Consider the following 20,277-nt stretch of genomic DNA (forward strand, 5'->3'; position numbering starts at 1 on the left):
TGCGCGGATAGGCGAGAACCCGGTCCTTGAGGTGCGAGCTTGCGCGTGGGGGCACCTCCCGCTTGCGGGGGACGCTCGTTCCTCGCGGGTCCTGAGTGCCGCGAGGAACGAGCGGCCTCGAAGGGCGCACCTCAGCCAGCGGGACCTACCTGCAGAACCGATCAGAAGAAGGCGCTGCCGCGGTCGACCAGGAGCGAGTAGAGCGTCTGCTGGATGGTCTCGCGCACCTGGTCGGTGACGTTGAACAGCAGCATCGGGTCCTCGGCGGACTCCGGCTCGTAGGCGTCGGTACGGATCGGCTCGCCGAACTCGATGATCCACTTGCTCGGCAGCGGAATGAGGCCCAGCGGGCCGAGCAACGGGAAGAACGGCGTGATCGGCAGGTACGGCACCCCGAGCAGACGCGCGAGCGACGGTACGTTGCCGATCAGCGGGTAGATCTCCTCCGCGCCGACGATGGACACCGGCACGATCGGCACCTGGGCGCGCATCGCCGACGACACGAAGCCGCCGCGGCCGAAGCGCTGCAGCTTGTACCGCTCGGCGTAGGGCTTGCCGATGCCCTTGAAACCCTCGGGCCACACACCAGCCAGCTCGCCGCTGGACAGCAGCCGCTCGGCGTCCTCGGTGCAGGCCAGCGTCGCGCCCACCTTGCGGGCCACCTGACCCACAAACGGCAGCGAGAAGACCAGGTCGGCACCGAGCGGGCGCAGATTGCGTCCGGCGTACTTCTTGACCGCATAGCCCGTGATGAGGCCATCGATGGGCACCGTGCCGGAGTGGTTGGCCACGAGCAGCGCACCGCCGGTGGCCGGAATGTTCTCGACACCGCGTACCTCGAGTCGGAACCACTTCTCGGCCAGCGGCTCGACGGCTCCCACGAGGACATCGGTGATCTGCGGGTCGAAGCCGAACTCGTCGACCTCGTAATCGCCGCTCAGGCGGCGGCGCAGCGCGGCGAACAGCGTCGCCACGCGCTTGTCCCAGTCGGTGCCGAACACGCGCTGGGTGGCCTGGATGACGGCACTGGCGACCTCGTCCAGGGGGATGCCTGCGGCTGCGGGTGCCGGACCGGCCGTGCGGGTCCGGCGCTGCGCCTCCTGGGCGGCCTCGGCGGCCACGCGCGCCGCATCGTCGTCGGTGACGGCCCGCAAGCGGGTGCCCGTTGCGGTGCTGCGCGCCGACGCGCTGGGGGTGGTCTTCTTGGCCGGGGCAGCCTTCTTGGCAGCGGTCTTCTTCGCCGCAGCGGGCTTCTTGGCCGGCCCGGCCTTTTTGGCTGCAGGAGCCTTGGCGGTGCCGGGGTCGGCCTCCTTCGCTGCGGCGGCCTTCTTGACCTCCGAGGCCTTCGTGACCGGGGTCTTCTTCTTGGGCGTATCGCCGACGAGCGAACGCGCCGCCGCCGACGGCGACGTGCGCCCCGACTGCGGCTTGGCCGAACGCGCACCGATGTTCTTGCGGGTGTCTTCGCTCATGTCCTGCCTCCCACGACCGACAGCACTCCGGGACGGATGGCCGAACGGAACTGATCGACGATCTGCTCGGTGGTGTAGGTCATCTCGAAGCCGAAGATCTCGCGCAGCGCTGTGGTGTCGACCACACGTCCGTACATGAGCAGGCGGTGCAGGTCCGGGGAGATGTCCGATCCGACCGCGCGCAGCACCCTTCGCGCCGCCCCCGCGAATCCGAGGGCCGGCAGCGGCACGATGGGTCGTCCGAGACGGCGGGCCACCTGCGACAGCATCATCACGCCGTCGCCGGCGACGTTGAAGGTGCCGGGACGGTCGTGGCGGACCGACTCGACGATGATCTCCAGCAGGTCCTGCACATGGACGAACTGCAGCCGAGGGTCGTAGCCCAGCGCCGCCGGCAGCACCGCACTGCGCAGGTACTGCGCCATGGGCGAGAAGTGCCGCGCGTCGAGCAGAGAGGCCGCCCGCAGAGTCGTGATGAGCACATCGGGGCGGCGGCGCGCGAACCCGCGCGTGTACGTCTCGACCTCGGAGATGTCCTTGGGAAAACCGCTCTTGGTACCGCCGCGGGCACTGGTGGACTCGCGGAACAGCGCCGGATCACGCGGCGAAGCGCCGTACACGGCCGTCGAGGAGCCGAGCACGAACTTGCTCACCGTCGAAGAACGCTGGCATGCGGCGAGCAGTTGCATCGAGCCGATGACGTTCAGTTCCTTGCCGCCGCCGCGCCCACGCATCTGCGGGCTGAGATCGAGATGGACGACGGTGTCGACGTCCTCGACCGCGATGACCTTGCCGATGACCGGCGTGCGGATGTCGGCGCGAACGAACTTGACGCCCGTCAGGTCACCGGACGGCAGCACCGTGTCGACCCCGACGACCTTGCCGACCGCCGGGTCGTCGGCCAGGCTCCTCGCCACCAGCGTGGCGAACGAGTCCGACACCCCCGTGACGAGAACGACCTTGGTGTCCATGCGCCGGCGGATTACTTACCGAGGCGGCGGCGCTGCACGCGCGTGCGCTTGAGCATCTTGCGGTGCTTCTTCTTCGACATGCGCTTGCGGCGCTTCTTGATGACAGAACCCACGGAGATCCCCTGGTCGTATATGGAACGTGACGACTCAGCCTACCGGGCCGGCCTCAATGGCCCGACACCCGCCAGCGCCATGAGACGACGCGGCGTTCAGCCGGCTTCGTAGAAGGACCGCTCGATGAAGTCGTCGACGGCGTTCTGCGGCACGCGAAAAGAGCGGCCCACTCGGACGGCATTGAGCTGCCCGCCGTGAACCAGGCGGTACACCGTCATCTTCGAGACACGCATCTGTTCCGCAACTTCGGCAATCGTCAAGAACTCGCCTGCGGACACCATGCGTGTCTCCTCTCACTACGAGAGCACGCGCGCCCTCCGGCTTCCCCACCGGAGAGGCAACGCGCGTGCCTGACAGGTCAGCCTAGTCGCTCCGGCACCCCGGCCACAAGGATCGTCCGAAATCACCCCGCCCGCAGACCTCGCGTGCTCGCCGACCACCGACCACCGACCACCGACCACCGACCACCGACCACCGACCACCGACCGAGGGTCCTCGTCGGCGAGCGGACCCGGTCGTTGCGGCCCCTCTTCAAGGCTCGCTCGTTCCTCGCAAGTCCTGAGGTACGCAGGCCGCTTGCGGCCGGAGCCTCCAAGGGCGCACCTCAGAGACCGGGCATCCGGGTCCCTGCGTCGCCGGATGTCACCGAGTGGGCGCGCGGCCCTCTAGGCTGGAGGCCGTGGCTGCTGTTCCCCCCGTCCGTGTCTCGCTGTCGACCTCCTCGCTGTACCCCGGATCGACGGCCAGCGCCTTCGAGACCGCCGCGCGGCTCGGCTATGACGGCGTGGAGATCATGGTCGGCGTCGACGAGATCAGCACCGACATCGAGGCCGTCGCCCGGCTCTCGCAGTTCCACGAGATCCCGGTCGTCTCGGTCCATGCGCCGACGCTGCTGCTGACCCAGCGGGTGTGGGGCACCGAGCCGTGGGGCAAGCTGCACCGCTCCGCCGACATGGCCCGCGCCGTGGGCTGCGAGACCGTCGTGGTCCATCCGCCGTTTCGCTGGCAGCGCGAATACGCTGCGGCCTTCGTCGAGGGTGTGGCGGAGCTGGAACAGCAGCACGGCATCGTCTACGCGGTCGAGAACATGTACCCGTGGCGCACCGGGCGGCGCGCCTTCCAGGCCTACGCGCCCGACTGGGACCCGGTAGGCCAGGACTACGCCCACGTCACCGTCGACCTGTCGCACAGCGGCACGGCGAAGCAGGATCCGGTCCAGATGGTGCGCGACCTCGGCCCGCGCCTGGCCCACGTCCACATGGCCGACAGCGCAGGCAGCGCCAAGGACGAACACCTCATCCCGGGCCGCGGCACCCAGCCGTGCGCGGAGTTCCTGGCCGAGATCGCACGCCAGGGCTTCACCGGCGAGGTCGTCATCGAGGTCAACACCCGCAAAGCCCCCGACACGCAGACGCGCGAGCACGACCTCACCGAGGCGCTCGAGTTCTGCCGGACCCACCTGGGCCAGAGCGGCCCGTGATCTCCCCCGAACAAGCGCTGTCCTTCGGCCTCGCGGCGTTCGTGCTCATCGCGATCCCGGGGCCGAGCGTCGTGTTCGTCGTCGGCCGGGCGCTGGCCCACGGCCGCACGGTCGCCCTGGCGAGCGTGGCGGGCAACTCCCTGGGCCTGAGCATGCTCGTCGTCCTGGTCGCGTTCGGCCTGGGCGCCGTCGCGGCCGAATCGTGGGCGGTCTTCACCACGATCAAGCTCGCCGGCGCGGCCTATCTCGTGTGGCTCGGCATCCAGGCGCTGCGCCACCGCGACCGCTTCGGCGAGGACGGCCGGCCGGTGCGCGGCGTCCCGGCGGTCCCTGCGGCGATCCGGCAGGGCTTCCTCGTCGGGATCGGCAACCCGAAGGGGTTGACGATCTTCGCCGCCCTCCTGCCGCAGTTCGTCGACATCGAGGCCGGGCACCTGGCCGGGCAGATGCTTTTGCTCGGCCTCGTGGCGGTGCTGATCGGGTTGGTCTCGGACGCCGTGTGGGCGCTGCTGGCCAGCCGCCTGCGGGACTGGTTCGCCCGCTCACCCCGGCGCGGCGAGGCGCTGGGCGCGGTCGGCAGCATCTCGATGATCGGCCTGGGGATCGCCCTGGCCGTCACCTCTCACGACTGAAGCCGGACTGCTTCTACGGCACGGCGCTGGAGGGGTCGGACCGGCCCAGGCGGTCGGCCACGATCGAGCTGACGATCAACTGCACCTGGTGGTAGAGCATCAGCGGCATGACGATGAGCGCCGCCGAAGGCCCCGGGAACAGCACCGAGATCATCGGCAGGCCGCTGGCCAGGCTCTTGGTCGAGCCGCAGAACAGCAGAGCGATCCGGTCCTCGCGCGAGAAACCGCACCAGCGCCCGAATGTCGCCGTCCAGGCGAAGGCCGCCGCCAGCAACAGCACGCACACCAGGGCGACGACCGCGAAGGACCGCGCGGGTACGGCCGACCAGATGCCCGCCTGGCTCCCTTCGCTGAAGGCCACGAACACGACCACGAGGATGGCTCCGCGGTCGACGTGCCGCAGCCAGCCCTCGTTGCGCTCCACCGCCGCCCCGAACAGCGGGCGCAGCAGCTGCCCGGCGATGAAGGGCGCGAGCAGCTGACCGACGATGCGCAGCACCGATTCGCCGGTCACCTGAGCCTGCGCCCCGATGAGCAGCATCACGTACGCCGGGACGAGGAAGACGCCGAGCAGGTTCGACAGCGACGCGCTGACGACCGCCGCAGCGGTGTTGCCTCCGCCGATGCGGGTGAAGGCCACGCAGCCCTGCATCGTCGACGGCACGATGCACAGCATGAGCACCCCGAGGGACAGCGGCTCGGCCAGAACCGCCTCCGGCAGTTGCCGCACCGCGACCCCGACCAGCGGGTAAACCGCGAACGTCGTCGCCAGAATCGCCACCTGAAGCCGCCAGTGACGCAGGTTGTGCAGCGTCTCGGCGGCCGACAGCCGCACGCCGTAGAGGAAGAACAGCAGCCCGATGGCGACCACCTGGACGAGCTGGGCCGCCTCCAACGCCACCCCGGTGGCCGGGAACAGCGTCCCCACCACGGCGACGCCGACGAGGAAGCCGAGGAAGGGGTCCCAACGCATGGCCCGCACTCTACGGCGATGGCCCATCGGCGACTCGTCACACGGCACCTCCTCGGGCAGCGGGCCACGGGGTCTTTAGGCTGGACACCATGACGGTGATCGCTTTTCTCGGCGCAGGGGTCATGGGCGAGTCGATTCTGTCGGCGATGATTCGCGGCGGGCAGGATCCGGCACAGGTGCGGGTGCGGGAGCGCTCCCCGGAACGGGCCGAGCAACTGCGCGCGACGCACGGCGTAGTGATCGCCGAGGCCGTCGAGGCGGTGCGGGGTGCCGATGTGGTCGTCGTGGCCGTCAAACCGCAGGACGTCGCGGCCCTGCTGGCCGAGGTCGGGCCGGCGATCAGCCCCGAGGCCGTCGTGGTCTCCATCGCCGCCGGAGTCCGGACCTCCACCTTCGAGCAGGCCCTGCCTCCGGGCACCGCAGTCGTGCGGGTCATGCCCAACACCCCCGCCCTCGTCGGGGAAGGCATGTTCGCGGCCTCGCCGGGGACCGGTTGTGACGAGGCGCGCCTGCGAGCCGTCTGCGACCTGCTCTCCTCGGGCGGGCGCGTGGTCACCGTGGACGAGACCCATCAGGACGCCGTGACCGCGGTCTCCGGCTCGGGTCCGGCGTACGTGTTCTATCTCGTCGAGCAGATGATCGCCGGGGGCCTGGAGGCCGGGCTGGCCCCCGAAATCGCGCGGACCCTGGCCACGCAGACCCTCGTCGGCGCGGCCGCGCTCCTGGAGGGCACCGGCGACGAACCGGCAGTGCTGCGCAGGCGGGTGACCTCGCCGAACGGCACGACCGCCGCAGCCATCGAGACCTTCGAGGCCGAGGGCGTCGGAGCCGGCATCCGGGCAGGCATGCGGGCGGCCACCCGCCGCTCGGCCGAGCTGTCCGGCTGAGTCCGCAGAACGCCGCGAGGAACGAGCGGCCTCGAAGGGACCTCCACCGTCAGCCCACGCCCGAACGGTGCCCGGCGCGGGCGGGGCTAGGCTCGTGACGTGAGTGAGCGTCCCCGCGCGTGCATCGTCTTCGACGACCAGGTCACGTCCTACGACTTCGGGCCGACGCATCCTCTGGCCCCGATCCGGGTAGCGCTGACGATGCAGCTCGCCGGGGGGCTGGGCGTGCTCGACGCGCTCGATACCGTTGCGGCGTCCCCCGCCTCCAGCGACGACCTCGCCGCCATCCACGCGCCGGGCTACATCGAACGGGTGCAGAAGCTCAGTGCCCATCCGATCCATCAGGACCTGGCCGCCGGTCTGGGCAGCGACGACAATCCGGTCTTCGCCGGCATGCACGAGGTCAGTGCGCTCGTCGCCGGCGCGAGCGTCGAGGCGGCCCGGCGGGTGTGGACCGGGCAGGCACCGCGCGCGGCCAACATCGCCGGTGGCCTGCACCATGCGATGCCGGACCGGGCCAGCGGTTTTTGCATCTACAACGACATCGCACTGGCGATCCGCTGGCTGCTCGATCACGGTGCCGAGCGGATCGCCTATGTCGATGTCGACGCCCATCACGGCGACGGCGTCCAGGCGATGTTCTGGGACGACCCCCGCGTACTGACGATCTCGATCCACGAAGGCCCGCAGACGCTGTTCCCCGGCACCGGGTTCTCCACCGAGACCGGCGGGCCGGGGGCGCCCGGCAGCGCGGTCAACATCCCGCTACCGCCCGGCACCTCCGACGCGGGCTGGTTTCGGGCCTTCCACGCCGTCGTGCCGCCGGTCCTGCGCGAGTTCGCCCCGCAGATCCTCGTGACCCAGCACGGCTGCGACTCGCACATGGACGATCCGCTGACGAACCTCATGCTCAGCGTCGACGGCCAGCGACAGTCCTACCTCGTGCTGCACGACCTGGCCGAGGAGTTGTGCGGCGGCAAGTGGGTGGCGACCGGCGGCGGCGGCTACGCGATCAGCGATGTCGTGCCGCGGGCGTGGTCGCACCTGCTCGGCATCGTCGCGGGCCGGCCGGTCGACCCCGACGCGGCGACCCCGGCGGACTGGCAGGACTTCGTCCGGGTACACCGGGGCGTCGCCGCGCCGGTGCGGATGAGCGACGGGCGCACGACCGGCTACCGGCCGTGGGAGAACGGCTTCGACCCGGCCAGCTGGCTCGACCGGTCGATCCAGGCCTCCCGCCAGGCCGTCTTCCCCCTCCTCGGCCTCGACCCCTCGTACTGAGCGGTTCAGCAAGCACACCGCTGCGGGCTGTGGAAAAGCGGTGTGACAGATCGGCCGCAGTGCGGTGGGGTGAGGCGCATGCCCTCGACCGAGCACGAAGCCGCGATCGAACTGGTGCGGCTCGCCCCGCACCTGGTCACCGGACTGCTCGCCGACCTGTTCGACGTGGACGTGTCGGCATGCGTGAGCGCGACGGCCTTCGCCGAGTCCTCCCGCGTCCTGGAAGCACGCACGCTTCACGCCGATGCCGCCTTCGTCTACTCCGATGGCGACGGCGCGGCGGTGTTGTCGGTGATCTTCGAGGTTCAGCGGTCGTGGGACGCCGACAAGCGCCTCACCTGGCGGCTCTACCTCGCCCACCTCGAACACGAGGTCCGCGCCCCGGCGGCGCTCGTCGTGTACTGCCCCGACCCGAGGCTCGGTGCCCGCTACCGGGCCATGCTGGCCGACGACGGGATCAGTTCCCTCCTGCGCCCGCTGATCGTCACCTCCGACGACCTTCCCCTCATCGTCGACCCTGATATCGCCGCACGCGAACCCGAGCGGGTGATCCTGTCGGCCCTCGCCCACCATCGGCAAGCCGATCTGAAGCCGGCGTTTCCGGCCTTCGATGCCGCCCTAGCGGCCCTGACCGCAACGCTGGGCATCGACCGTGCGATCGCCTACCATGACGTCATCAAAGTCGTCATGCAGCACGCCACCTATGAGGCTTGGAGAAATCACATGACCACCACCGAGATCCCCCGCGTCTGGCTCAGCGACGAAAACCAGCGCATTCACGAGCGCGGCTGGCGCAAGGGCGCTGCCGAGGCCAAGGCGGCCGACATCCTCAAGGTTCTGGAGGCTCGCGGCTTTGCCGTGCCCGACGACCTGCGCGAACGCATCCTCGCCACCACCGATCTCGACCGGCTCGACACCTGGCTCGGCGAAGCCGTCATCGCCTCCACCCTCGACGACTTCGCCGCCTGAGCGCACAGCAGACGAACGCTCAGGAGTTCCACCCGCAGGTCCCGTCGGCTGAGGTGCGAGCGAGGAACGAGCGAGCCTCGAAGCCTGCGGTGGTGGGTCATTTCGCCCTTCGAGGCTGCTCCTTCGTCGCAGCACCTCAGGACCCGGCTCGCAAGCTCGCGCTGGGGGCACCTCCCGCTTGCGGGGGACAATGACCGGGTTCTCGCTCTCAGTCGAAGACGACCGTGCGGGGACCGTTGAGCAGGACACGTGACTCTGCATGCAGCGCGACGGCCCGCGACAGCGTGCGAGCCTCCACGTCACGGCCCACCCGCGCGAGGTCGACCGGCGTCATCCTGTGGTCGACGCGCTGCACCTCCTGATCGATGATCGGCCCCTCGTCGAGGTCGCCGGTCACGTAGTGCGCGGTGGCACCGATCAACTTCACGCCCCGGTCGTGCGCCTGGTGATAAGGCCGCGCCCCCTTGAAACTCGGCAGGAAACTGTGATGGATGTTGATCGCGCGACCGGCCAAGGCCTCGCACAGGCCGTTGCTGAGGATCTGCATGTACCGCGCGAGCACGACCAACTCGACGTCCAGTTCGTCCACGAGCCGCAGCAGCGCGGCCTCGGCCGCGTCCTTATCGGTCACCGGAAGGTGGTGAAAGGGCACGTCGTAGGCTGCCGCGAGCCGTTCCAGATCCCGGTGGTTCGAGACGACCGCAGGCACGACGATGGGCAGCGCCCCCGTGCTCTGCCGATACAACAGGTCGTTGAGGCAGTGCCCCTCCTTCGAGACCATGACCAGCGTGCGCGTCGGCTGCTCGGCCACGACGAGCCGGTAGCGCATCGCATACTGACCGGCCACCGCAGCGAAGGACGCCCGCAACTCGCCGACCGGCTGCGGGTGGTCGACATGCACTCGCAGGAAGAACTCACCGTCGGCGGTGTCGGTGAACTGCTGACTGTCGAGGATGTTCCCGCCGGACTCGGCGATCCACCGGGTCACGGCATAGACCAGGCCGGGGCGGTCCGGGCAGGTGAGGGTGAGAACGACAGTCGATGGCATGGCGGGCCTCACAGGTGATCGATACGTTCGAGGAGGACGCCTTCGCGCAACGCCCACGGACAGACCTCCAGGCTATCCAGCCCGAACAGGCTCATCGTGGCGTCGGCGACGAGCGCACCCGCGAACAGTTGATGCGCCCGGTCGGCCGAGACGCCGGGCAACTGGGCTACGGCGTCGTCGTCGAGGTCCCGCAACCGCTCGACGAGGTCCACCAGGTCGGCGTGCGCCAGGCTGCGGCGCACGAAGGGACCCTCGGCGGACGGCGCGGCACCGCACACCCGCGCCAGCGACCGGAAGGTCTTGCTGGTGGCGACGGCGTGGTCGAAGCCGCCGACCCGCAGCACGGCGCCGGCCTGGTCGGCGATCTGGGCGCGGACGTACTTGCGCAGATCGTCCACGTCGCGTCCGGCGTCGATCCAGTCCCGTGTCAGGCGGCCGGCACCCAACGGCAGCGAGTAGGCGACGTCCGGCGTCTCGTCGGCACCGGTGGCGATCTCCAGGGAACCGCCGCCGATGTCGAACACGCCGAGCCGTCCCGACGACCAGCCGAACCAGCGGCGCACCGCGAGGAAGGTCAGGCGCGCTTCGTCGTCGCCGGCGAGCACCTGCAGGTCCAGACCCGTAGCCGCATTGACCTCGGCGATCACCTCTTCGCCGTTGGTCGCCTCGCGCACTGCGGAGGTCGCGAAGGCCATGACTTCGGCGCAGCCCTGGTCCTCGGCGACCCGCTGCGCCTCCTGGCAGAACGCCACCAGGCGGCGGCGTCCATCGTCGCTGACCGCATCGTCCTCCAGGTGCTGCGCCAGCCGCAGCGGCTCCTTGTAGGAGTAGGCCGCAACGGGCGGACCGCCGCGGAATGCGTCGACCACGAGCAGGTGGCCGGTGTTCGATCCGATGTCGAGGACGCCCATGCGCATGGGGACATGCTTCCATGCACGCTGTTTCCACCGACAGCGAACGGGTCGTAGAGTGGCCGTCACCATGCCAGAAGTCGATCTCGGTTTCCCCCGTTCGTGGGTGGAGTTCGCCAACCCCGACGACGATGCCGAGCGTTTCCGTTGCGATCTGACCTGGCTCACCTCGCGCTGGACGTGCATCTTCGGTCAGGGCTGTCCGGGCATCTACGAGAGCACCCCCGACGCGGGCTGTTGCTCGCACGGTGCGCACTTCGCCGACGACGAGGACTACGAGACCGTGGCGGGTTTCGTCAAGCGGCTGACGCCCGAACAGTGGGAGCGCTATCACGAGGGTCACGCGGGCGGCTGGACCGAGCGCGACGAGGAGGGCGATCTCAAGACACTCACGGTCGACGGGGCGTGCGTGTTCCACAACTCGAAGGACTTCGCGGGCGGCTACGGCTGCGCGCTGCACGGGCTGGCGCTGGCCGAGGGCGTCGAGCCGTTGGAGACCAAGCCGCAGGTGTGCTGGCAGCTGCCGCTGCGCCGGGGCTACCGAGAGGTCGACCCCGGCGACGGCGAGGAGTACACCGAGGTCACGATCGGCGAGTACACACGCGCGGGCTGGGGTCCGGGCGGCCACGATTTCGACTGGTATTGCACGTCGAACACTGAGGCGCATGTCGGCCGCGAGCCGGTCTACCGGTCGAACCGCGCCGAGTTGACCGCGCTCATGGGCGAGGCCGGCTACGCGCTGCTGGCCCAGCACTGCGAGGCCTTCGAGCGCGGCGGCCTCCCCCAACCCCACCCCGCCTCCCTCCCCCGGTAAGGCCGCACGAATCCGCAGGTGCCTCAGAGGCTCTGCAGGCAGGCGAAGCCGGGTCCTGAGGTGCCAGCGCCCATCCGCGCATCCTCTAAGGACACCCTCACGAGCCGCAGGGCCGGCTTGCGGGCAAGACTGGAGCCATGCACCTCGATCATGTGACGTTCGCCGTGGGACCGGCCGGACTCGACGACACGGCCGAGAAACTCGGCGCTCTCCTGGGCGCGACCTTCGTCGACGGCGGCGTGCATCCGCGCTTCGGCACCCGCAACCGGATCCTGCCGCTGACTAACCGCCAGTACCTCGAAGTGGTCGAGGTTCTCGATCATCCGGCCGCCGAAAAAGCCGCCTTCGGGCAGGCCGTGCGCGAGCGTTCCGAGGCCGGCGGCGGCTGGCTGCACTGGTGCGTGTCCACCGACGATCTCGCGGCGGTCGAGAAGCGCATGGGACGCCACGCCGTACCTGGCAGCCGGCATCGCCCGGACGGATTCCTTCTGGAATGGCAGCAGATCGGGACCAGCACGATCAAGGCCGACCCGCAGTTGCCGTACGTCACCCGGTGGGACATCCCGGCCGAGGAACACCCGTCGCAGGCCGCGCCGTCGAACGTCGAACTGGTGCGGATGGAGATCGCCGGCGACCCGCAGCGCGTGGCCGACTGGCTCGGCGAGGAGGTCTTCACGGCGCTGGAGTCCATCGACGTCGACTGGGCCGCGCCAAACGGCCTGCCCGGCATCCTCGCGGTCACCTTCCGCACCCCCGCCGGCGACGTCCGCATCTGAGCGTCAGTCGATGCTGCGGCCCATCGCGCGCTGCGACTCCCCCCGGTGGCTGTCCGGCTCGAAGGTGTCGGCGACGGCCTCGCGCCAGTCCCGCTGCCAGGACTCCGGCGGATCGGTGAGCAGTTGTCCCGAATCGAGCCACTCGAATAGGTCCTGGTAAGTCTTGGTCACCTGCGGATCCACACGCCGGAACAGTTTGCGCGGGTTGAGCTGGCCGAAGTCGTCCAGCCCCATCGAGGCGACGATCTGCCGCGCGGAGTTGACCGTCTTGTCCTGGTACTGGAAAACCCGGTGCATCTTGTCGGTCACGACGAGCGCCCGCGCCCGCGACGGGTCCTGCGTCGCCACGCCGACCGGGCACGTGTTGGTGTGGCACTTCTGCGCCTGAATGCAGCCGATGGCGAACATCATGGCTCGCGCCGCCAGCGTGAAGTCGGCCCCCTGGCAGATGCGCTTGACGATGTCGATGCCGGTGGCGACCTTGCCGCTCGCACCGATCTTGACCCGGTCGCGCAGGCCCACGCCGACCAACGTGTTGTGGACGAACATCAGACCCTCGGTCAGCGGCATCCCGACGTGGTCCTCGAACTCGACCGGCCCCGCTCCCGTACCGCCCTCCGAGCCGTCGACGATGATGAAGTCCGGCGCGCTGTCGCGTTCCAGCATCGCTTTGGCGATGGCCAGGAACTCGCGCCGCGACCCGATGCAGATCTTGAAGCCGACCGGCTTGCCGCCGCTCAGCTCGCGCAGCTGGTCGATGAAGTCGATGAGTTCCAGCGGCGTGGTGAAGGCCGAATGCACCGGCGGGGAGACGACCGTAGTCCCGATAGGCACGCCGCGCGCCTCGGCCACCTCCGCGTTGACCTTCGATCCGGGCAGCAGGCCGCCCAGGCCCGGCTTGGCACCCTGCGACACCTTGATGTTGATCGCCTTGACCTGCTCCAGCCGCGCCCGCTCGGCGAACTTGTCAGGATCGAAGCGCCCCTCCGGCGTCCGGCAGCCGAAGTAGCCCGAGGCCACCTCCATGATGAGGTCGCCGCCGCGCTTGAGGTGATAACGCGAGATCGATCCCTCCCCGGTGTCGTGGGCGAACCCGCCGAGCGCGGCCCCGCCGTTGAGTGCTTCGATGGCGTTGGCCGACATGGACCCGAAGCTCATCGCCGAGACGTTGAGCAGGGCGATGTCATAGGGCTGCGTGCACTTGGGACCGCCGAGTCGCACCCGCGGCTGCGGGCCGTCGGGCTTGGGCTTGGCTCGCAGCGAGTGTGCGACGAACTCGTAGCCGACGGCCTGCACGTCGCGCTGAGTGCCGAACGGCTCCTCGCCGTGATTGCCCTTGGCACGGTCGTAGACGAGATCGCGAGTCTCCCGGTCGTAGGGTTTGCCCTCGGTGTTGGACTCGACGAAGTACTGCCGGATCTCGGGGCGGATCTCTTCGAGCAGGAACCGCATGTGCCCGATGATCGGGTAGTTGCGGGTGATGCTGTGGTGGGCCTGCATCAGGTCGTGGAACCCGATGAAGGACGCCCCCACGATGGCGGTGCCCACCGCGACGAGCCACCACTGCCGCCAACCGATGCCTGCGGCCACCGCTGCGACGCCGGCGATCAGGACCGCGCCTACGACGAGTACTCGCTTCATATCGCCACCTCACGATTCGGCCCTCCCGCGCCCTAGTGTGGCCCGCGCCACACTGATTGTCATGGCTTTGGCGAACGTTTCTGTCGGCACCGTGGCCTAGCGTGGCGTTCGTGCCTCCCGCCAAGACCAAAGCCACCCGCCCGGCCTACCGTTGCGCCGAGTGCGGCTGGACCACGAGCAAGTGGGCCGGGCGCTGCGGCGAGTGCCAGGCGTGGGGCAGCGTCGACGTCGCCGGCGGCGAGCGCACGGCGGGGCGCACGGTCGCGGCTGCGGTCACCCGTCCGGCCACGCCCATCGCCGAGGTGCGCACCGAGCAGGCGCAGGCCGTCTCCTCGGGCATCGCCGAACTGGACCGGGTGCTGGGCGGCGGGGTCGTGCCGGGGGCGGTCCTGCTCCTGGCCGGCGAGCCGGGGGTCGGCAAGTCCACGCTGCTGCTGGAGTCCGCAGCGCGGTGGGCGTCAGCCGGTCGGCGCACGCTGTACGTCACGGGCGAGGAGTCTGCGGCACAGGTGCGACTGCGCGCCGAACGCACCGGTGCCCTGGCCGACGAGTTGTTCCTCGCCGCCGAGACCGACCTCGGGGCGCTGCTGACGCACGTCGACGAGGTTGCGCCGAGCCTGTTGATCGTCGACTCGGTGCAGACCATCGGCTCGGCCCAGGTCGACGGCGTGCCCGGCGGCATCACCCAGGTCCGCGAGGTGGCCGCGGCCGTCATCGGGCGGGCCAAGTCCGCCGATATCGCCACACTGCTCGTCGGCCATGTCACCAAAGACGGCACCGTGGCCGGGCCGCGCGTGCTGGAGCACCTGGTCGATGTCGTCTTGCAGTTCGAGGGCGACCGCGCCTCCCGGCTGCGGCTGCTGCGGGCCGTCAAGAACCGCTTCGGCCCGGTCGACGAGATCGGCTGCTTCGACCTGACCGGCGACGGCATCGTCGAGGTCCCCGACCCCACCGGGCTGTTCGTGTCCCGCCACGAGCGGCCGGTCGCCGGCACCTGCGTCACGGTCACGATGGAGGGACGCCGCCCGCTGCTGGCCGAGGTGCAGTCGCTCACTGTGCCGGCCACCGCCGGCGGCAATCCGCGCCGCACCTCCAGCGGGCTGGACTCCTCGCGCGTCGCCATGATCCTGGCGGTGCTCAACAAGCATGTCGGGCTGAACTTCGGCCAGTCCGACGTGTACACGGCCTCGGTCGGCGGCGCACGGCTCACCGAACCGTCGGTCGACCTGGCCACTGCGGTCGCGCTCGCCTCGGCTGCCCGCGACCGGCCCTGCCCGTCGGACCTCGTCGTCATCGGGGAGGTCGGCCTGGCCGGGGAGGTCCGGCCGGTGCGCGAGATGGCGGCCCGGCTGCGCGAGGCGGCTCGTATCGGCTTTCGCCGCGCCGTCGTCCCGGCCGGCAGCGAAACCGCCGACCAGACCAGCGGGCTGCGCGTGGCGGCGGTCGGCGATGTCCGTTCCGCCGTCCGCGCGGCCCTCGGCGGCGATCAGCCCTAGACTGGCACCGTGCCGAACCACCCCGATCTGCGCGCCGTCCTGGCGTCCGTCGCGCCCGGCACCGAGTTGCGTGAAGGTTTGCAGCGCATCCTGCGCGGCCGCACCGGCGCGCTGATTGTCATGGGCCACGACGAGCAGGTTGAGGCGATCTCGACTGGTGGCTTCGCGCTGGACGTACCGTTCTCGGCCACCGGGGTACGCGAGTTGGCCAAGATGGACGGCGCGATCATCCTCGACGCCCAGGCCCGGCGTATCCTGCGGGCGGCGGTCCACCTCATGCCCGATCCGGCCATCTCCACCGCTGAGTCCGGCACGCGCCACCGCACCGCCGACCGCGTGGCACGGCAGACCGGCTTCCCCGTCATCTCGGTCTCGGCCTCGATGCACACCATCGCGGTGTACACCGGTGACGTCAGGCATGTCTTGGAGGAAGCGGCAGCCATCATCGGTCGCGCCGACCAGGCGTTGCAGACCTTGGAGCGGTACCGGCACCGACTCGACGAAGTGGCCGAGGCGCTGTCGGCCCTGGAGATCGAAGATCTCGTCACGGTCCGCGACGTCGCCCAGGTCGCGCAGCGTATGGAGATGGTCGACCGCATCGCGCGCGAGGTCGACACCTACATCCTAGAACTCGGCGTCGAAGGCCGCCTATTGGCCCTGCAACTCGACGAGCTGACCAGCGGCGTCCACCACGACCGCGAACTGCTCATCAGCGACTACATGCCGCGAGGGCGGCGGGAACGCCCAACGAGCGAGGTGCTCGCGGCTCTGGAGGCTGTCAATCCCAGCGACCTGGTCGACCTGGCCCGCATCGCCCGCGCGCTGCGCATCGGTGCCGAGGCGACCCTCGATGCGCCGATTTCACCGCGCGGTCACCGGCTACTGGCCCGCGTGCCACGCATCCCCCCGACGGTGGCCGAACGCTTGGTGGAGCATTTCGGCTCCCTACAGAAGCTCCTCAACGCCACCGTCGACGACCTCACTGCGGTCGAGGGCGTGGGTGACCTGCGCGCCAAGAGCCTGCGCGAGGGGCTGTCCCGCATCGCCGAGTCCAGCACCTTCGACCGCTTCGTCTGAAGGCGTGGCACCGTCTACTGGGGCGCGGGGGTGGCGGTGGCGGCCGGATCGGGCTGGACCGGCTCCGGCGTCGCGGGCGGGTCGGCCAGCGTGAAGTTCGCCTCGCCCGGCTCTCCGCCCAGGGTGCCGAGTTTGATCGTGTAATCGCCGCCCGGAACGAAAGCCTCCGAGTCCGAACAGGTCAATCCCGACACCCGCCCCGACCAGGTCACCGTCGTCACGGTGCCCCACTGCGGGCTGAGCGAGACCGGCCCGGACAGCATCGAGGCGTTGCAGGAGGTGGAGTCGTAGACCGGCCCGTCGCCGTTATCGATGACGATGACGAGTTGCGCGGCGCTGGCCTCGACGACGCACGCCTGCGAGGCAGTCGAGGAGATCGTCAGGACGACCGTCACCGGCCCGCCGGCCTGCTGGTCGGCCGGGACCGCTGGCGTCACCCGCACCTTCTCGGGGTCGCATGCACTCTGGCCGGTGGTCAGGCTGGCCACTACGGTCCCCTCGGGGAGGTCCTGCGCTGTGGTCGCCGTGGCCGTCGGCTTCGGCTCGGCATCATCGCCGCCGACGAGCGCGCGGCCCAGTAGCCAGACGATAACGAGCAAGCCGAGCGCGGCGACTCCGACGACAATGCGCCGGCGCCGATAGATCTCGGGCGGCAACGGGCGACTCACCCCTCCACCGTAGCGGCCGATCACCCTCGCGGCGGGCGTGACGCTCCCGCGCGCGTGGCAGGATCGACCTGCCATGACCGACCCTGCCGCTCCCGACCCGACCGTCTTGCACGAGGACATCGGCACCTGGTTCGACGCCGAGGCCAGGCCACTGCCGTGGCGCACCGATCCGGCACCGTGGCGCGTCATGGTCTCGGAGTTCATGCTGCAGCAGACACCGGTCGCCCGCGTGCTGCCGGTGTTCGAGGCGTGGGTGGAGCGCTGGCCGGACCCCGCCGGCCTCGCCCGCGAACCGGTCGGCGAGGCCGTCCGCGCGTGGGGGCGGCTCGGCTATCCGCGCCGCGCGCAACGCCTGCACGGGGCTGCGACCTGCATTGTCGAGCGCCACGGCGGAACGGTTCCCGGCACATACGAGGAACTGATCGCGTTGCCCGGCATCGGGGACTACACGGCTGCGGCCATCGCCTCGTTTGCGTTCGGGCGGCGTCATTCGGTTCTGGACACGAACGTCCGCCGGGTGCTGGCCCGTGTCGTGACCGGCGTACAGCACCCGCCGACGTCGGTGACGCGCGCCGAGCGCGACCTCGCCGCCGCGCTGCTGCCCGAGGAGGGCGCACCCCGCTGGGCGGCGGCCACGATGGAACTCGGTGCCGTGGTGTGCACGGCACGCGCGCCGCGCTGCGAGGCCTGTCCCGTGGCCCGCCGATGCCGGTGGCGCGCCGACGGCTACCCCGAGCACGACGGACCGGCGCGGCGCGCTCAGGCGTGGGCGGGCACCGACCGCCAGGTGCGCGGCCGGCTCCTGGCGGTGCTGCGCGAGTCAGCTGATCCGGTACCCAAGGCCGACCTCGACCTCGTCTGGGACGACGTCGCCCAGCGCGAGCGCTGCCTGGACTCGCTCATCGACGACGGCCTGGTGACCCCGCTCCCCGACGGCACCTTCACGCTCTAGGCCCCGCCCGCTCCCCCAGATTTGCCGGCTTAGGGCATGCGCCAATAGGCGAGCCTCGGTCCCTGAGGTGCGAGCTTGCGAGAGGGTCCTATGGTTGTCAAGTCCAGTTGAGGTCGGTTTTGAGGGCTTGGTAGATCTCTCGGCAGATGTAGCGTTTGAGGCAGCGGATGGTGTCTTGTTTGGAGAGGCCGTCTTGGGTGCGTCGTTGGGCGTAGGTGCGGGTTTTCGGGTCGGATCGGAGTCTGCCGACGGCGATCATGTGGATGGCGCGGTTGGCTTGTCGGTCTCCGCCTCGGTGGAGTCGGTGTCGGTGGGTTTTGCCTGAGGAGACAGGGATGGGGGCGATGCCGGTGAGTCGGGCGAGGGCTGCTTCGGAGCCGATGCGGTTGTCGAGTCCGCCTGCGGTGATGAGGAGTTGTGCGGTGGTGTGGGGTCCGACTTGTTTCAGGGACCGCAGGGTTGGGGCGTGTTCAGCGGTCAGTTTGTCGATGTGGGTGTCGAGGTCGCTGATCTCGGTGTCGAGGTCACGCACGCGTCTGGCGAGTGTTTCCAACGCGTAGACGATGGCGTGTCCGGGTTCGGCTAGTCGCGTGGTGTCGGGATGGACCTTCTCGAACTTCTTCAATCTGGCTCGTAGGGTTGTGCCTTGGGCGCGGGCACGAATGTCGTCCGGGGCGGTCACGAGGAGGTCGCGGGCTTGTTGGACGGCGATGGTGCGGGCTTTGACAGCGCTGGATCGGGCGATGGTCAACACGCGGAGCGCTTCGGACACGCCGGTGGTGTCTTTGGGGATCGTGGTCGCGGCCTGGGCGATCACTTTCCGGGCGGCTTGTTCGGCGTCGATCCAGTCGTTTTTGCCTTTGCGGGCACGTCGTAGGGGTGGGCGATGTCCACATCGACCACGTCGATGCCCTCGGCCCGCAGGAACCGGGTCAGCCCGGCCCCATACGATCCGGTCAACTCGATACCGAACTTCTCGATCAGGCCATGCGAAGCAACGAAGTCCAACAACGCCTGGTAGCCGTCGGTGGTCGTGGGGAACGCTCCGGTCGATAACAGCCGTCCGCCGGTGGTGAGCACCGCAACGACATGGGTGTCGGCATGCGTGTCCACCCCGGCGACCACGACCTCGGTCGTGGTCGTAGCAGGTGTGATGGCCATGATGGGTGTGTCTCCTTCTCTGGTTTCGTGACTCGAATCGCTCCTTCGCCGCCCGTACGGCCAGGGCATGTCCGTCACCGGAGAAGGAGACACCCCACCAGCAGCGCGATACCTCGTGTCAGGACAGGGCCGACACGACAGGGATAGACACCTACGTCGGCTCAAGGTCCTATGAAGTCAGACCCCGTCCCGCTCCCACTCACCCGAACAGACACCCCAACCATCACGGCCACGGACGCCCTCCCCAGACCAGGCATGGAAGCCGACACCTCTCGAAAAGACAACCCTCACAGGCGCCAGCCTCTAAGCAAGTCAGACCCCCACACCCGACCCAGGAACAACACCACCATCCTCCCTGCCTCGAAGGGACCCTCCACCGCAGGCTTCGCCCTTCGAGGCTCGTCGCACCCTTCGAGGCTCGGCCGCGAGCGGCCTCACACCTCAGGGACCACTCCTCGCACCTCAGGACTCGGCTCGCTCGTTCCTCGCGGGTCCTGAGGTGCCGCGAGGAACGAGCGGCCTCGAAGGGCCAAGCCTGCCGCAGGTGGGTCATTTCGAGGTGTGCTGCGCTCGCACCTCAATGACCGGGTTCCGCCTATCAGCGGATCGCTAACTGGAGGAACGACCTCGCTTGACGAGGCCCGCCACACCGAACCCGGCGGCGACGAGTCCGACGAGGACACCGCCGAAGATCAGCAGGATCCCGATCCGTTCCAAAGGCCACAACGTGTCGTGGTAATCCATGTAGGCCTGACCGGTCTCATAACTGATCGGGCAGTCCAACTCCTCGCTGTACAAGCCCGAGGTGCCCTCCCCCTCCGGCGCGCACTCCACCTCCGGCTCGTCGGGGATGACGTGCGGCGACAGGGCGTAGGAACCGAATCCGAGCAGCACCAAGGCCACGGCGGCGATCAATAGTTTAAGAGCGATTTTCACGGCGTCATTCTGCCGCAA

At 69.6% G+C, this 20,277-nt stretch carries 22 protein-coding genes; 10 read left to right on the forward strand and 12 right to left on the reverse strand.

Features of this window, described 5'->3' with window-relative positions; genetic code table 11:
• Positions 1-161: 161 nt before the first annotated feature.
• The 4 genes from QM597_RS06460 to QM597_RS06475 form a co-directional block, all read right to left on the reverse strand.
• Complete coding sequence (locus QM597_RS06460; RefSeq protein ID WP_415004049.1) at positions 162-1,472, reverse strand: lysophospholipid acyltransferase family protein; 1,311 nt, start codon at positions 1,470-1,472, stop codon at positions 162-164.
• Complete coding sequence (locus QM597_RS06465) at positions 1,469-2,443, reverse strand: NAD-dependent epimerase/dehydratase family protein (protein WP_415004050.1); 975 nt, start codon at positions 2,441-2,443, stop codon at positions 1,469-1,471. Before QM597_RS06465 ends, QM597_RS06460 begins: the two co-directional genes overlap by 4 nt.
• 11 nt (positions 2,444-2,454) lie before the next feature.
• Positions 2,455-2,556 carry a 30S ribosomal protein bS22 gene (locus QM597_RS06470; protein ID WP_019143756.1) on the reverse strand — a complete coding sequence of 34 codons (102 nt, stop codon included), beginning with the start codon at positions 2,554-2,556 and terminating at the stop codon, positions 2,455-2,457.
• Positions 2,557-2,652: 96 nt separating this feature from the next.
• Entirely contained in the window at positions 2,653-2,838 is a 186-nt protein-coding gene (locus QM597_RS06475) for a helix-turn-helix domain-containing protein (protein ID WP_415004051.1), read from the reverse strand.
• 398 nt (positions 2,839-3,236) lie between these two features.
• Here QM597_RS06475 and QM597_RS06480 point away from each other — a divergent pair, with 398 nt between their 5' ends.
• Both QM597_RS06480 and QM597_RS06485 read left to right on the forward strand, forming a co-directional pair.
• Positions 3,237-4,037 carry a sugar phosphate isomerase/epimerase family protein gene (locus tag QM597_RS06480; RefSeq protein ID WP_415004052.1) on the forward strand — a complete coding sequence of 267 codons (801 nt, stop codon included), beginning with the start codon at positions 3,237-3,239 and terminating at the stop codon, positions 4,035-4,037.
• Positions 4,034-4,669 carry a LysE family translocator gene (locus QM597_RS06485; protein ID WP_415004053.1) on the forward strand — a complete coding sequence of 212 codons (636 nt, stop codon included), beginning with the start codon at positions 4,034-4,036 and terminating at the stop codon, positions 4,667-4,669. Before QM597_RS06480 ends, QM597_RS06485 begins: the two co-directional genes overlap by 4 nt.
• A 13-nt stretch (positions 4,670-4,682) precedes the next feature.
• Here QM597_RS06485 and QM597_RS06490 read toward each other — a convergent pair whose 3' ends face one another.
• Positions 4,683-5,642, reverse strand: a complete 960-nt coding sequence (locus QM597_RS06490) for a bile acid:sodium symporter family protein (RefSeq protein WP_415004054.1) — start codon at positions 5,640-5,642, stop codon at positions 4,683-4,685.
• 89 nt (positions 5,643-5,731) lie between these two features.
• Here QM597_RS06490 and proC point away from each other — a divergent pair, with 89 nt between their 5' ends.
• The 3 genes from proC to QM597_RS06505 all read left to right on the forward strand — a co-directional run bounded on the left by proC (position 5,732) and on the right by QM597_RS06505 (position 8,779).
• Complete coding sequence (proC, locus tag QM597_RS06495; RefSeq protein WP_415004055.1) at positions 5,732-6,529, forward strand: pyrroline-5-carboxylate reductase; 798 nt, start codon at positions 5,732-5,734, stop codon at positions 6,527-6,529.
• 99 nt (positions 6,530-6,628) lie between these two features.
• A complete protein-coding gene (locus QM597_RS06500) occupies positions 6,629-7,810 on the forward strand; it encodes an acetoin utilization protein AcuC (RefSeq protein WP_415004056.1) in 1,182 nt (393 codons plus the stop codon).
• A gap of 78 nt (positions 7,811-7,888) precedes the next feature.
• Positions 7,889-8,779, forward strand: a complete 891-nt coding sequence (locus tag QM597_RS06505; RefSeq protein ID WP_415004057.1) for a hypothetical protein — start codon at positions 7,889-7,891, stop codon at positions 8,777-8,779.
• A 208-nt stretch (positions 8,780-8,987) separates the two neighbouring features.
• Here QM597_RS06505 and purU read toward each other — a convergent pair whose 3' ends face one another.
• Together purU and QM597_RS06515 are read right to left on the reverse strand one after the other, a co-directional pair.
• Positions 8,988-9,827 carry a formyltetrahydrofolate deformylase gene (gene purU / locus QM597_RS06510; protein ID WP_415004058.1) on the reverse strand — a complete coding sequence of 280 codons (840 nt, stop codon included), beginning with the start codon at positions 9,825-9,827 and terminating at the stop codon, positions 8,988-8,990.
• A gap of 8 nt (positions 9,828-9,835) precedes the next feature.
• Positions 9,836-10,744, reverse strand: coding sequence for a Ppx/GppA phosphatase family protein (locus QM597_RS06515; protein WP_415004059.1), 909 nt, complete (start codon positions 10,742-10,744; stop codon positions 9,836-9,838).
• A gap of 64 nt (positions 10,745-10,808) precedes the next feature.
• Between QM597_RS06515 and QM597_RS06520 the strand changes: the two genes are divergently transcribed.
• On the forward strand, positions 10,809-11,552 hold the full coding sequence (locus tag QM597_RS06520) for a hypothetical protein (RefSeq protein WP_415004060.1): 744 nt from the start codon (positions 10,809-10,811) through the stop codon (positions 11,550-11,552).
• Between the two features lie 137 nt (positions 11,553-11,689).
• The gene (locus tag QM597_RS06525; RefSeq protein WP_415004061.1) at positions 11,690-12,328 is read left to right on the forward strand and encodes a VOC family protein; all 639 of its coding nucleotides are present in this window, start codon (positions 11,690-11,692) and stop codon (positions 12,326-12,328) included.
• A gap of 3 nt (positions 12,329-12,331) precedes the next feature.
• Here the strand turns inward: QM597_RS06525 and QM597_RS06530 are convergent, their stop codons facing one another.
• Positions 12,332-13,969, reverse strand: coding sequence for an FMN-binding glutamate synthase family protein (locus tag QM597_RS06530; RefSeq protein ID WP_415004062.1), 1,638 nt, complete (start codon positions 13,967-13,969; stop codon positions 12,332-12,334).
• A gap of 110 nt (positions 13,970-14,079) precedes the next feature.
• Here QM597_RS06530 and radA point away from each other — a divergent pair, with 110 nt between their 5' ends.
• Together radA and disA are read left to right on the forward strand one after the other, a co-directional pair.
• Entirely contained in the window at positions 14,080-15,465 is a 1,386-nt protein-coding gene (gene radA / locus QM597_RS06535; RefSeq protein ID WP_415004063.1) for a DNA repair protein RadA, read from the forward strand.
• Positions 15,466-15,474: 9 nt separating this feature from the next.
• Positions 15,475-16,542 carry a DNA integrity scanning diadenylate cyclase DisA gene (gene disA, locus QM597_RS06540; RefSeq protein ID WP_415004064.1) on the forward strand — a complete coding sequence of 356 codons (1,068 nt, stop codon included), beginning with the start codon at positions 15,475-15,477 and terminating at the stop codon, positions 16,540-16,542.
• 14 nt (positions 16,543-16,556) lie between these two features.
• On the opposite strand, the gene QM597_RS06545 is transcribed toward disA, so the two are convergent.
• The gene (locus tag QM597_RS06545; protein WP_415004065.1) at positions 16,557-17,210 is read right to left on the reverse strand and encodes a hypothetical protein; all 654 of its coding nucleotides are present in this window, start codon (positions 17,208-17,210) and stop codon (positions 16,557-16,559) included.
• Between the two features lie 73 nt (positions 17,211-17,283).
• Between QM597_RS06545 and QM597_RS06550 the strand changes: the two genes are divergently transcribed.
• Complete coding sequence (locus tag QM597_RS06550) at positions 17,284-18,162, forward strand: A/G-specific adenine glycosylase (RefSeq protein WP_415004066.1); 879 nt, start codon at positions 17,284-17,286, stop codon at positions 18,160-18,162.
• 97 nt (positions 18,163-18,259) lie between these two features.
• On the opposite strand, the gene QM597_RS06555 is transcribed toward QM597_RS06550, so the two are convergent.
• From QM597_RS06555 to QM597_RS06565, 3 genes are all read right to left on the reverse strand, one after another.
• A complete protein-coding gene (locus tag QM597_RS06555) occupies positions 18,260-18,979 on the reverse strand; it encodes an IS110 family transposase (protein ID WP_415004067.1) in 720 nt (239 codons plus the stop codon).
• Positions 18,976-19,323: an IS110 family transposase gene (locus tag QM597_RS06560; RefSeq protein ID WP_415004068.1), complete on the reverse strand. Its 348-nt coding sequence runs from the start codon at positions 19,321-19,323 to the stop codon at positions 18,976-18,978. Before QM597_RS06560 ends, QM597_RS06555 begins: the two co-directional genes overlap by 4 nt.
• A 609-nt stretch (positions 19,324-19,932) precedes the next feature.
• Entirely contained in the window at positions 19,933-20,259 is a 327-nt protein-coding gene (locus QM597_RS06565) for a hypothetical protein (RefSeq protein WP_415004069.1), read from the reverse strand.
• Positions 20,260-20,277 lie beyond the last annotated feature (18 nt).

The organism is Aeromicrobium sp. (assembly GCF_047607065.1).
Classification (GTDB): domain Bacteria; phylum Actinomycetota; class Actinomycetes; order Propionibacteriales; family Nocardioidaceae; genus Aeromicrobium.